The sequence below is a fragment of the Bacillus sp. SORGH_AS_0510 genome (assembly GCF_030818775.1).
Classification (GTDB): Bacteria; Bacillota; Bacilli; order Bacillales; family Cytobacillaceae; genus Neobacillus.
On the sequence record NZ_JAUTAU010000001.1, the window covers coordinates 1,625,484 to 1,638,928 of the forward strand.

Here is a 13,445-nt window from a genome sequence, read left to right on the forward strand (position 1 = left end):
TATACACCCTGTTGATTGGAGCGGAAGGCACGAAGACTCCTGTGGGAGTATGGTTCTGGGGAGACCCCGCATGCGCGTTTCTCAGAGGAGGCTCCCCGAAACACCCACGAACCGCTCGTGCCTGGAGCGGAAATCAATAGTCAAGTTTAACAAAGCCTATTTAAAAAAGAGAACATATTTTCTTTTTTTGCATTTAAGTTTTATAATAATTAATAGAATAAATTAAGGAACGGTGTAGAGTTATGTCTTTTATTCACCTTCATGTATATAGTGCTTATAGTTTGTTGACGAGTACGGCATCTGTCCCGGAGTTAATTAGCAATGCTAAGAAAAAAGGGTTTTCTATACTTGCTTTAACGGATCGAAATGTAATGTACGGTGCGATTGAATTTTATAAGCTTTGTAAAAAGAACAATATAAAACCGATTTTTGGGATTGACCGTTGATGTGGAAAGTGACATTACCCCGAATCAATCCTATCCGCTGGTTTTACTTGCAGAGAATGAAAATGGGTTTAGGAATCTATTGAAAATATCCAGTGCTGTGCAAACAAAATCGGATAACGGAATCCCGCAAAAATGGCTGCGGCACTATGCTGAGGGGATTATTGCGATTACACCTGGAACTGAAGGGGAAATAGAACAAGCAGTCATAAATGGAAACAATGATTTGGCAATGAATCTCACTAGACAATTGGTTAGTGTATTTGGGAATGGGAACGTATTTCTCTCAGTTCAAAGCCACCAAGTAGGTCATGAGGCTTTAGTTAATAGGCAATTGATTAAAATAAGCCACGAGCTACATGTTCCTATTGTCGCAACCAATAACGTCCATTATTTAGAAAAAGAGGACATGTTTGCACATGAATGTCTGCTAGCTATAAAAAATGGAGATAAACTGCAGGATGACCACCGGGATAAATTAGAAGGTGACCAATTTTATTTAAAGACTCCTGAGGAAATGGTACATGCTTTTTCAGAAATCCCTGAGGCCATGGAAAATACTCTTCTCATTGCAAATAGGTGCAATGTAAACATTGAATTAAATAAAACCTACTTACCCTCTTTCCCAACAGAAAACAACATTCCAGCCGATGAGTATCTTGAAATGTTGTGTAATCATGGCTTAAATGAACGGTTCTCAAATCCCTCAAAAGAATATTATGAGCGTTTAAGCTATGAGCTTAGCGTTATAAAGCGAATGAAGTTTAGTAATTACTTTTTAATTGTCTGGGACTTTATGAAATATGCTCGGGACCATGGAATTTTAACAGGACCTGGCAGGGGTTCCGCTGCCGGGTCACTTGTTGCTTACGTTTTATTTATTACCGATGTTGATCCCATTGAACATCATTTATTATTTGAAAGGTTTTTAAATCCTGAAAGAATTTCAATGCCCGATATTGATATAGATTTTCCTGACCATCGTCGTGATGAAGTAATAGAATATGTGGCAGAAAAATATGGAAAGCTCCATGTTGCTCAAATCGTTACCTTTGGTACGCTCGCAGCGAAAGCAGCTTTACGCGATGTTGGCAGAGTTTTTGGATTGAATTCAAAAGAACTAGAACAGCTATCAAGATTTGTTCCGTCCCGATTGGGAGTGGATTTGAAGTCCGCCTATCAAGAATCGGAGTCGTTTAGAAAGTTTATTAATGAAAGCCCCATGAACCAAAGACTTTTTCAAGTAGCCTTGAAGCTTGAGGGGCTTCCACGCCATACTTCTACACATGCAGCAGGTGTAGTCATTAGCGAAAAACCGTTAATAGATTTAATCCCCATTCAACAGGGATCATCTTCCGTTTATTTAACGCAATACTCAATGGAATATCTTGAGGAAATTGGCCTGCTTAAAATGGATTTTCTCGGTTTGCGAAATCTTACCTTAATCGAATCCATTTTATCCTCTATTAACCGCAGTACCAAACAGAAGGTCAATATAGCCTCCATTCCGCTAAATGACACAGAGACCTTTCATTTACTAGCTAGGGGGGAAACAACTGGAATCTTTCAGTTGGAGTCGGAAGGTATGAGGAAGGTATTAACTCGTTTAAAGCCCTCACGATTTGAAGATATTGTTGCTGTTAATGCATTGTACCGTCCTGGTCCTATGGAAAACATTCCATTATTTATTGACCGAAAACACGGTACTAAGACCGTAGAATACCCACATCCTGATTTAATGCCAATTCTTGAAAATACCTACGGTGTCATAGTGTATCAGGAACAAATCATGCAGATTGCTTCTACAATGGCGGGTTTCTCTTTAGGGGAAGCAGACCTTTTAAGAAGAGCAGTTGGGAAAAAACAAAAAGAAGTTTTAGATAAAGAGCGGACTCATTTTGTCCAAGGAGCAATGAAAAAAGGCTATGATCAATCCTTGGCAAACGAGATATATGATTTGATTGTTCGATTTGCTAATTATGGTTTTAACAGAAGCCATGCCGTTGCGTATAGTATGATTGCTTATCAGTTAGCTTATTTAAAAGCAAACTTTCCTGTCTTTTTTATGGCTGGACTCCTTACCTCTGCAATCGGCAATGAAACAAAAATTGCACAATATATTTTGGAAACAAAGCAAAAGGAAATTACTGTCCTTCCACCTTCTATTAATTATAGCGCCTTCTCCTTCCATGTTGAAAAAGGAGGAATCCGGTATAGTCTCGCAGCTATTAAAGGCATAGGGGCTGCCGCATTAAAGGAAATTTTTCAAGCAAGGAAGCAGAAAAAATTTGATGATCTATTTGACTTTTGTATAAGAGTATCCTCGAAAGCGATTAACCGAAAAACATTAGAATATCTTGTACACTCTGGCAGCTTTGATGAGTTCGGTGAAGATCGTGCTGTTCTTCTGGCTAGTTTGGATGTAGCAATTGAACATGCACAAATTTTTAAACCAGACGATTCCAATCAATTTGATTTGTTTGACGATGAATTTATGCTAAAGCCAAAGTATGTTCCAGTTGATCCAATCAGCTTGGAGCACAAACTGGCATTTGAAAAAGAAGCGCTCGGTTTTTACCTATCCGATCATCCAATTTCCGTCTATGAAAGGGAGCTTAAGAAAAGAGGGGGAACGATCCTTTATCATTTAAGTCATGACAACAAAAGGGCTACATCAGGAGTATATATTTCAGCATTGAAGTCGATACGAACAAAAAAAGGGGATTTAATGGCCTTTATCACTGTTAGTGATGGAAGCGGGGAAATGGAAGCGGTCGCTTTTCCTAATGTATTTAAAAAGTATCATACTCTTCTTGGACAAGGTAATTTCGTTCTGATCGAAGGGAAGGTAGAGGAGCGGGAAGGGAAAGGTCAATTTATTATTCAGCAGGTATTTGACTTGGAAGAATGGATAAAAACAAAGCCGATAAGACAGCCAGTATTATACTTGAAAATTTCTGCAGACCAGCCTAACGAGAATATTTTAAACAGTATAAATAATATTCTAGCAGAACACAAAGGGGATGCCTCTGTTATTTTGCATGATGAAGCGACTAGGAAAACGGTAAAATTAGGCAGTGAAAAACAAGTTCATCCAACCCTTGAATTGCAACAGCAATTAAGAAACCTACTCGGTGAAAAAAATGTGGTGCTGAGAGATTAATCTTTACAACTATGGCAGATATGTTATAGTGATAATGAGACAAGTGTGGTCTGACCACTATTGATGAACTTAATATTAATGAACTTATTTATCTATTGTAATCATTTTAAGGGGTGACATATTTTGACTTTACGTGAAGAAGCATTACACATGCATCGCATTAATAAAGGAAAATTAGAGTCAAAATCAAAAGTTCCTGTGCGGAATGCTCAGGATTTAAGTTTGGCATATTCTCCAGGTGTGGCAGAGCCATGTAAAGATATATATGAAAAGCCAGAGATGGTTTACGAGTATACAATGAAAGGAAACATGGTGGCTGTTGTTTCCGATGGTACAGCAGTATTAGGTCTAGGCAATATTGGACCTGAAGCAGCCCTGCCGGTTATGGAAGGAAAAGCTGTATTATTTAAAAGCTTTGCTGGTGTAGATGCATTTCCAATCTGTTTAAACACAACTGATGTAGATAAGATTGTTGAAACTGTAAAGCTTCTTGAACCAACTTTCGGTGGCGTAAATCTTGAAGATATAGCTGCTCCAAACTGTTTTGTTATCGAAGAAAGACTAAAAAAGGAAACAAATATCCCAATTTTCCACGACGACCAGCATGGAACAGCGATTGTTACAGTGGCTGGGCTCGTTAATGCTCTAAAATTAGTGGGCAAAAAGATGACTGAGATTAAAGTCGTAGCAAATGGAGCGGGTGCTGCAGGGATTGCGATTATTAAATTGCTTTATAGCTATGGAGTAAGAGACATCATTATGTGTGATACAAAGGGTGCTATTTATGAAGGACGCCCAGAGGGAATGAACGCAGTTAAAGCAGAAGTTGCTAAGTATACAAACCGTGATAGCTTATCCGGTAGCCTAGCGGATGTCATTAAAGGTGCGGATGTTTTCATTGGTGTATCTGTGGCTGGTGCATTGACAAAAGAAATGGTTGCATCAATGAATCCTGATTCCATCATTTTTGCCATGGCTAATCCGGTACCAGAAATCATGCCTGAAGAAGCAAAAGAGGCAGGAGCAAAGGTTGTTGGGACAGGCCGTTCCGATTTTCCAAATCAGGTAAACAACGTACTTGCCTTCCCTGGTATTTTCCGAGGAGCACTAGATGTTCGTGCTACACATATTAATGAAAAAATGAAAGTGGCTGCTGTGGAAGCAATTGCGAACTTAATCAGTGAGGAAGAGCTAAACGCAGACTATGTCATTCCAGCACCTTTCGATCCTAGGGTTGCTCCTGATGTAGCAGCTGCTGTAGCTAAAGCTGCTATGGAAACGGGAGTTGCCAGACTAAAAGTAGACCCCGAAGATGTAAAAGAAAAAAACACAGAGGCTCGCTATTATCGGTAAAAGTGAGTGATTAAGTAAGTGACTAATACAAAAGTATATTTAGAGATTGTAAAGCACCTGCGCGAAATGATTGCAATGGACGGTCTAAAGACTGGAGATAAAATACCTTCTGAACGGGAGTTGTCAGAGCGCCTGAATTTCGGGCGCTCTTCCGTTCGAGAAGCACTCCGGGCATTAGAGTTACTCGGCTTAATTGAAACACGTAGAGGCGAAGGAACATTTATTAGAGATTTCCGCGGACATCAGCTAGTAAAACTACTCAGCACGTTCATTTTACAGGATGAAAGAGCGAAGCGAGATGTTTTCGAGACTAAGAATTTTATTGAAATGGACTGTCTCAGATTAGCCATTCAGAGAATGAATACTACATCAATTGATCAGATAAAAGAATGGATAAAAAAATCTGAACATGTTCCTGATGATGAATTTTTTTATCGAATTATAGACATTGCAGATAACCATCTTTTTTTAAGACTCTGGGGTATATTAAAGGAGTATTATTACTCTTTAGACTTTCCTAGAGAAGATTATAAGAAAGAAAACTATCTGTTAATACTTGAAGCAATAGCTACAAAGGATGAAATAAAAACAATTTCTGCCTATTATAAACTTCGAAATTTGTCATGTTCTATCGACAAATACTAACAGATTTTGAATTCTTTTTATTTTATGATGGAATTTATACAAGCCCTCTGATCAAGGGTGTTTTTTACCGGCTGGTGGTCTGACCACTTGCGAAGGATAGGTATGAAGTGGATGTAGGATAGAAAGACTTCTAGATAGTAATAGATGGAGATTCTTGCTAAAAAGCAGGAGCGTTCACAAGGGAGGTTTTATTTTGGCGCTTAAAGATCTTTTTACAAAAAATCATACAAAAAAGAAGAAATATGCAACAATTCCAACAGAAACAGCTAAAAATGACGTACCTGAAGGGATTATGACTAAGTGTACTTCATGTAAAAAAATTATGTACACAAAGGAACTGGTGAAAAACAATAAAGTTTGTTTACATTGTGGATTCCATTTCCAAATGAATTCACATGAGCGAATTAACAGCTTTTTAGATGAAGGAAGCTTTGAAGAAATTAATAAAGATATGATTTCTGAAAATCCGCTCGGTTTTCCAGATTATCTAGAAAAACTCGAAAAAGACCGTCAAAAAAGCAAGTTGAACGAGGCAGTTGTCACTGGGAGTGGAACAGTAAATGGCCACAAGATTGTATTGGCTATTATGGATGCCTCATTCCGAATGGGAAGTATGGGTTCTGTTGTAGGTGAAAAAATTACTCGTGCGATCGAAAAAGCAGATGAACTTTCCCTGCCATTTATTATTTTTACCGCTTCAGGTGGTGCTAGGATGCAGGAGGGTGCATTAAGTTTAATGCAAATGGCAAAAACTAGTGTCGCATTAAAACGGTTTAGTGAAAATGGCGGTCTGATTATTTCTATCATGACGCACCCAACAACTGGTGGTGTATCTGCAAGTTTTGCATCATTAGGGGATTTTAATTTTGCTGAACCAGGAGCTCTTATTGCCTTTGCCGGACGAAGAGTTATTGAACAATCTATAAGAGAAGAATTACCTGAGGATTTCCAAACAGCTGAGTTTTTATTAAAACATGGACAACTGGATGCCATTATTTCACGTGAGAATTTAGTGGACAAAATTACCAACATATTAGACATTCATCAACCTGGAGGTGAGCTCGAATGGTAGGCGAATTAGAATTTGAACGCCCAGTTGTGGAGTTAAGAAGAAAAATTACCGAACTAAAAGAGTTCACTAAAACAGCAGATGTCGATTTAAGTTCTGAGATTACTAAATTAGAGGCTCGGCTTGAAAAGTTGGAGCACGATATATATGAGAATATTAAACCATGGGATCGGGTACAAATTGCCCGTCATCCAAATAGACCAACAACCCTTGATTATATTTCTTATCTTTTTGAGGATTTCTTTGAGTTACATGGTGATCGGACCTTCGCAGATGATGAAGCGATTGTTGGTGGAGTTGCCAAGTTTAAAGGGTTACCTGTAACAGTTATTGGTCACCAGCGAGGAAAAGATACAAAAGAAAATATTCGTAGAAACTTTGGAATGCCGCATCCTGAAGGATATCGGAAAGCTCTTCGTCTCATGAAGCAGGCGGATAAGTTTAATCGCCCAATCATTTGCTTTATTGATACTAAGGGAGCTTATCCAGGTAAGGCTGCAGAAGAGCGTGGTCAGAGTGAGGCGATTGCACGTAATCTTTTCGAAATGGCTGGTCTCCACGTTCCTGTAATCTGTATTGTTATTGGAGAAGGCGGTAGTGGTGGTGCTCTTGCTCTCGGTGTGGGTAACCGTATTTTTATGCTGGAAAACTCCACTTACTCGGTTATTTCTCCAGAGGGAGCAGCAGCGATCCTATGGAAGGATGCCTCTCTTGCAAAAAACGCTGCAGAAACAATGAAAATAACTGCTCCAGACTTAAAGGAATTAGGTGTAATAGATGCAATTATCCCTGAAATAAAAGGCGGAGCTCATAAGGATGTTAAACAGCAATCAGAAGAAATTGAAAAATGCCTGAAAACTTCCCTTACAGAACTTCTTAAGCTTTCAGAAGATGAATTAATCTCAGATCGATATAATAGATTTAGAACCATTGGTGAATATACAATGGTAAATGATTTTATTGGTGCGAAGTAAAAAAAATCGTGCTCCATCCGGGCACGATTTTTTCTTGTCTTATTCACATAATGTTCAATGAATTTTCCTTGAATAGTCAATGATTCCGCTTTCATTATTAAATAAAACGCTTCCAGTTCACTAATTATTCCGTCTTTTATAATTACTAATATGAATCGGTTGTTAAGGTGATTTCTTCGTGTTATTTTATAAATATTCGTTGGTTTTATGTTAATAATAAAGGAAGTACATCTGAAGAAAATCAAACTAATTTTATTAACATTCGTATACACTGGTTTCTTTATCAATGATTGAGGTGAAGGGTATGAAAAGAATAGGAGTACTTACGAGCGGTGGAGACTCTCCAGGGATGAATCCAGCAATTCGTGCCGTTGTACGGAAGGCAATTTTTCATAATGTAGAGGTTTATGGTATTTATGGCGGCTATGCAGGTTTAATTTCTGGTAATATTAAAAAGCTTGAGTTAGGATCTGTGGGTGACATCATACATCGTGGTGGTACTATGCTCCATTCAGCACGCTGTTTAGAGTTTAAAACAAAAGAAGGTCAGCAAAAAGGAATCGAACAATTGAAAGCACATGGAATTGAAGGTCTTGTTGTCATTGGTGGAGATGGTTCCTATATGGGAGCAAAAGCTTTAACAGAGCATGGGTTTCCGTGTGTAGGTGTACCGGGCACGATTGATAACGATATTCCTGGTACGGAGCTGACAATAGGATTTGATACCGCTTTAAATACAGTAATTGACGCGGTCGATAAGATTCGTGACACCGCTACATCACATGAAAGAACGTTTGTTATCGAAGTAATGGGACGCGATGCTGGTGATATTGCTTTATGGGCAGGTCTTGCAGGTGGTGCAGAAACAATCTTAATTCCTGAAGAAAATTATGATATGAACGAAATTGCTGAAAGACTTCGCAAGGGTCAAGAGCGCGGAAAGAAACATAGTATTATCATTGTGGCTGAAGGAGTTTGCAGTGGAGTCGAATTTGCTAAGCAACTTTCAGAAGCAACGAATTTTGATACAAGGGTATCTGTTTTAGGTCATATTCAGCGTGGGGGGTCTCCAACTGCAGCTGACCGTGTACTTGCAAGTAGATTGGGTGCTAGGGCAGTCGAGCTTTTAATCGAAGGTAAAGGCGGTCGTGCAGTAGGTATTGAAAAGAATCAGTTAGTTGATTATGACATTATTGAAGCTTTAGGTAGAAAACATACATTGGACTTAGATCTTTTCAAATTGTCCAAGGAATTATCAATTTAAAGAATAGCGTTTGTCTTTTCTAAAATGGGAGGAAATAAAGCATGCTACGAAAAACAAAAATCGTGTGTACGATTGGTCCTGCTAGTGAAAGTGTTGAAAAATTAACTCAATTAATTAATTCTGGGATGAATGTTGCTCGTTTGAATTTTTCTCACGGGGATTTTGAAGAACATGGTGCTCGAATTAGAAATATTCGAGAAGCCTCAAAACAAACTGGAAAAACAGTAGCAATCCTGCTAGATACAAAAGGTCCAGAGATTCGTACGAACAATATGATGAATGGTGCAATTGAGCTTAAGGCTGGAGAAAATATCATTGTTTCCATGAATGAAGTGGAAGGAACTACTGAAAAATTCTCTGTTACATATCCAGGTTTAATTGATGATGTACATGTTGGCTCTAAAATTCTCTTAGATGACGGCTTGATTGGTCTTGAAGTAACTGAGGTAAATAAATCTGCAAATGAAATCCACACAAAGATCTTGAATAGTGGAACATTAAAAAATAAAAAAGGTGTTAACGTTCCGGGAGTATCGGTTAACCTACCGGGAATCACTGAAAAGGATACAAAAGATATTCTATTCGGAATTGAGCAAGGTATTGATTTCATCGCGGCATCTTTCGTTCGTCGTGCAAAAGATGTGTTAGAAATCCGCCAGCTTTTAGAGGAAAACAACGCTACACATATTCATATCATCCCTAAAATTGAAAACCAAGAAGGTGTGGACAACATCGATGAAATCCTCGAAATTTCTGATGGTTTGATGGTTGCGCGTGGGGATCTTGGTGTAGAAATTCCAGCTGAAGAGGTTCCTCTTGTTCAAAAGATGTTAATTAAAAAATGTAATGCCCTTGGTAAACCGGTAATTACTGCTACACAAATGCTTGATTCGATGCAACGTAATCCAAGACCTACACGTGCGGAAGCTAGTGACGTTGCCAATGCTATTTTTGATGGTACGGATGCAATTATGTTATCAGGTGAAACGGCTGCTGGATTATACCCGGTTGAAGCTGTTCAAACAATGCACAATATTGCTTCAAGAGCTGAACAAGCATTAGACCATAAAGAAATTTTGTCTAACCGAAGTAAAGACACTGGCCATAATTTGACGGATGCAATTGGACAATCAGTTGCGCATACAGCATTAAACCTAGAAGTAAATGCTATTATCACACCAACTGAAAGTGGACACACTGCAAGAATGATTTCTAAGTATCGCTCAAAATCCCCTATTGTTGCTGTAACAGCTAATGACCATGTATGTCGTCGCTTATCTTTAGTATGGGGAGTGTATCCTCAAATCGGAAGAATGGCTACAACTACTGATGAAATGCTTGATATCGCAGTAGAAGAGAGTGTTAACAGTGGAATTGTTAAGCATGGTGATTTAGTGGTTATCACTGCAGGAGTTCCTGTGGGTGAAGCTGGCACAACTAACTTAATGAAGATTCATGTAGTTGGCGATATTATTACTAAAGCACAAGGAATTGGACGCAAATCTGCATTTGGAAAAGTTGTCATTGCACATGATGCAAAGGAAGCTTTAGAAAAAGTAAAAGCGGGTTCTATTCTGGTCACACTTGGAACAGATCGTGATATGGTTCCTGCATTAGAAAAATGTGCGGCTCTAATTACACAAGAGGGCGGATTAACCAGCCATGCAGCAGTTGTCGGTCTAAACCTTGGAATCCCAGTTATTGTTGGGGTAGACAATGCATTGGAACTATTTAAAGAAGGTCAAGAAATCACAGTTGATTCAGCGAGAGGCGTTATTTACAACGGGCACGCTAGTGTTCTTTAATAAAGAAAAAAGAGGCTGATTCAGCCTCTTTTTCTTTATTGAAAACTAAATCATCACCAATCGTAATACAATAGAAATATGCCATTGGAAGGGGAGTTAATATGCGGTATTTATTTTTGTTGATCATTATCGTTCCAACGATTGATATTGGGCTTCTACTTCTGTCTGGAAAAACGATAGGCTTTTGGCCAACTTTTGCAATCATCTTATCAACGGGCGTCCTTGGTGCCTATATGGCAAAGCGAGAAGGAATGCAGACGATTAAGAGGGCAAGAGAACAGCTACAATATGGAGAGATCCCTGGTGAGGCCGTTTTAGATGGAATATGTATTATCATCGGCGGAACACTCTTAATTACACCTGGATTCGTTACTGATATTACAGGATTTTTATTACTATTCCCACTAACAAGACAACCATTTAAATACCTCCTGAAGACCCTATGGCGAAGAAGAATAGATAAAGGGAACATAAAAATCATAAAATAAGGCTGAGAAAAAACATTGTTGAATTTTTATACCCTGTTGATTGGAGCGGAAGGAGCGAAGACTCCTGTGGGAGTATGGTTCAGGGGAGACCCCGCAGGCGCGTTTCTCCGAGTAGGCTCACCGAAACACCCACGAACCGCTCGCTCCTGGAGCGGAAATCAACAGGCACGTTTACCAGAGCCTAAAATAAAACAACGTCAGCTGCATGAGGGCAGACTGACGTTTTTTTATTATATCTATTTTCCTTTTATAAATGCCCACATATCATGAAACACATTGGCGCGGTACAGAGTGCTTATGATAACTAGGGTTACGGGACCAACGATTAATCCCAAAAAACCAATGGTTTTAAATCCGACAAATAAGGCGATTAGGGTAGCAAGTGGATCAAGCCCAATATTTGAGGAGAGAATCTTTGGCTCCATTATTTGTCTTTGAACGAGCACAATAATATAAAGAACACCTAATCCAATGGCTAGAGCCATATTTCCTGAAATAGCAGAATAAATAATCCAAGGTACGAACACAACGCCTGTTCCAAGGTACGGAATAATATCGACAATGCCTGTTAGAAGCGCAATGGTAATCGCATAATCCACCCTTAGGATTAGCAATCCAATAAGAATGATAACCGTTGTGATTGAGATTAGTGTTAGTTGGGCTTTTATAAAACCAAATAATGCTTTTTTTAGGTCAATAAAAACCGTTTGTCCGCTAGTTTTTGCCCTTTCAGGTAAAAGTTTGCCTCCTATGGTGGATAAACGATACCAATCTTTACTAATAAAGAAGGTAGCCAATAAAGAGAAGATTATGACGGTAGCAGCATTTGGGAACCAGGATAAAATATTAGGAATATTTCCGAACAATCCTTGGATAAATGAACCTACAGTTGTTCCAATCCTTTTTCCCACATTTTGAATATTTCCGATGATGGTATTCTGCTGACCTGCATCGAGCTTATTAAATACACTCGTTAATTGATTATAGAGGGGGATAATCTGGCCCGTAAAATAGTTCTCGATATATTCTATTAGTGTATCAAGATGCTCTGGAACAACTTTTGCCAAGTAGGCAGCCCCTGAGACAATTTCAGCTACTAGAAGGGTAACTAATCCTGCGAAAAAGGCAAAGATAATGATGAGACCAATGAGAACGGCTAGAGCACGCGGCATTTTTACCTTGTGTTCAAAAAAATTGACGAGAGGATTAATTAAAAAGGCGATAACGAGACCAATTAAAAATGGATATGTAACTTTTGACAAATAATAAAAAGAGTATAGTGCTAAGACAATGGCGCCGATTACTAGAACAAATCGAATAGTTCGGTTTATGTACTTAACGTTCAAAAGCAAACCTCCTCTTATAAAATTGAACCTATTGTAATAGTTTAACATTTTTCTGAAGAAAACTGCATAATTTTCCAGTTATTCTCTCGTCTTTAATCTTTCTACGAAAAATATCTGAAAATGTTTCAGTATGATACAAATCTAATGCTACATTTCACCTCAATTAGGTTATTATGGTACGATAATTTCAACAGGAGGGTGATCGAATGGTTAGTGAATCCTTACTTTTTCTTTTATTGCTGTTGGTTATTGGTTTTATAGCTAAGAATAGTTCGTTAATGTTGGCTGTTGGAGTGCTACTTATATTGAAAGCTGGCGGGTTGGATTCGAAGTCCTTTTCCTTTTTGCAATCAAAAGGAATCAATTGGGGAGTGACAATTATAACGATTGCTGTCCTGGCACCAATTGCTAGCGGGGAGATAGGATTTAAAGATCTTACAAGTGCATTTAAGTCTTCGTATGCCTGGATTGCATTAATAGCGGGAATGGCTGTTGCTTTACTTGCAAAAGGAGGTGTGAAGTTACTTGCGGATGATCCTCAAATAACAACTGCATTAGTATTAGGAACCATTCTTTCGGTTTCTCTTTTTAAAGGAGTTGCAGTAGGCCCTTTAATTGGTGCCGGCATTGCCTATGCAGCGATGAAAGTATTTAGTTTTTTTTCATAATAGGATTGTAGAAATTCGGCTTTGAGAATTGTCCAGCTCCAGCGCCTAGTCCCTCGGGTCAAATAACCTTCGGCAAGAAAAGTCAAAGGGTAGACTTTTCTTGCCGAAGAACATTTGCCTGTCGGAACTGACCAAGGCGCTTCCGCTTTTCCTATTAGATTTTTTTTGAAATAATATTTTTTTCGATTTTTCGACGCCTTTTCATTCACAAAAATCTGATAATTGTT

At 38.6% G+C, this 13,445-nt stretch carries 8 protein-coding genes and 2 pseudogenes; 9 read left to right on the top strand and 1 reads right to left on the bottom strand.

Annotated elements, in window-relative coordinates:
• Positions 1-242: 242 nt before the first annotated feature.
• The 8 genes and pseudogenes from dnaE (at position 243) to QE429_RS08290 (ending at position 11,204) form a co-directional block, all read left to right on the top strand.
• Positions 243-3,606: pseudogene (gene dnaE / locus QE429_RS08255) on the top strand (DNA polymerase III subunit alpha).
• 123 nt (positions 3,607-3,729) lie between these two features.
• A pseudogene (gene ystJ / locus QE429_RS08260) lies at positions 3,730-4,969 on the top strand (NADP-dependent malic enzyme).
• A gap of 56 nt (positions 4,970-5,025) precedes the next feature.
• Positions 5,026-5,604, top strand: a complete 579-nt coding sequence (locus QE429_RS08265) for a FadR/GntR family transcriptional regulator (RefSeq protein ID WP_373463239.1) — start codon at positions 5,026-5,028, stop codon at positions 5,602-5,604.
• Positions 5,605-5,797: 193 nt separating this feature from the next.
• On the top strand, positions 5,798-6,676 hold the full coding sequence (gene accD / locus QE429_RS08270; RefSeq protein ID WP_307286185.1) for an acetyl-CoA carboxylase, carboxyltransferase subunit beta: 879 nt from the start codon (positions 5,798-5,800) through the stop codon (positions 6,674-6,676).
• The gene (gene accA, locus QE429_RS08275) at positions 6,670-7,647 is read left to right on the top strand and encodes an acetyl-CoA carboxylase carboxyl transferase subunit alpha (protein WP_307286188.1); all 978 of its coding nucleotides are present in this window, start codon (positions 6,670-6,672) and stop codon (positions 7,645-7,647) included. Before accD ends, accA begins: the two co-directional genes overlap by 7 nt.
• Positions 7,648-7,951: 304 nt before the next feature.
• Positions 7,952-8,911, top strand: a complete 960-nt coding sequence (gene pfkA / locus QE429_RS08280; protein WP_307286191.1) for a 6-phosphofructokinase — start codon at positions 7,952-7,954, stop codon at positions 8,909-8,911.
• A gap of 41 nt (positions 8,912-8,952) precedes the next feature.
• Positions 8,953-10,716 carry a pyruvate kinase gene (gene pyk / locus QE429_RS08285; protein ID WP_307286194.1) on the top strand — a complete coding sequence of 588 codons (1,764 nt, stop codon included), beginning with the start codon at positions 8,953-8,955 and terminating at the stop codon, positions 10,714-10,716.
• 101 nt (positions 10,717-10,817) lie between these two features.
• Complete coding sequence (locus QE429_RS08290; protein ID WP_307286197.1) at positions 10,818-11,204, top strand: FxsA family protein; 387 nt, start codon at positions 10,818-10,820, stop codon at positions 11,202-11,204.
• Between the two features lie 236 nt (positions 11,205-11,440).
• Here the strand turns inward: QE429_RS08290 and ytvI are convergent, their stop codons facing one another.
• Positions 11,441-12,550, bottom strand: coding sequence for a sporulation integral membrane protein YtvI (gene ytvI / locus QE429_RS08295; protein ID WP_307286200.1), 1,110 nt, complete (start codon positions 12,548-12,550; stop codon positions 11,441-11,443).
• Between the two features lie 206 nt (positions 12,551-12,756).
• Here ytvI and QE429_RS08300 point away from each other — a divergent pair, with 206 nt between their 5' ends.
• The gene (locus tag QE429_RS08300; RefSeq protein ID WP_307286204.1) at positions 12,757-13,218 is read left to right on the top strand and encodes a DUF441 domain-containing protein; all 462 of its coding nucleotides are present in this window, start codon (positions 12,757-12,759) and stop codon (positions 13,216-13,218) included.
• The last annotated feature ends 227 nt before the right edge of the window (positions 13,219-13,445 follow it).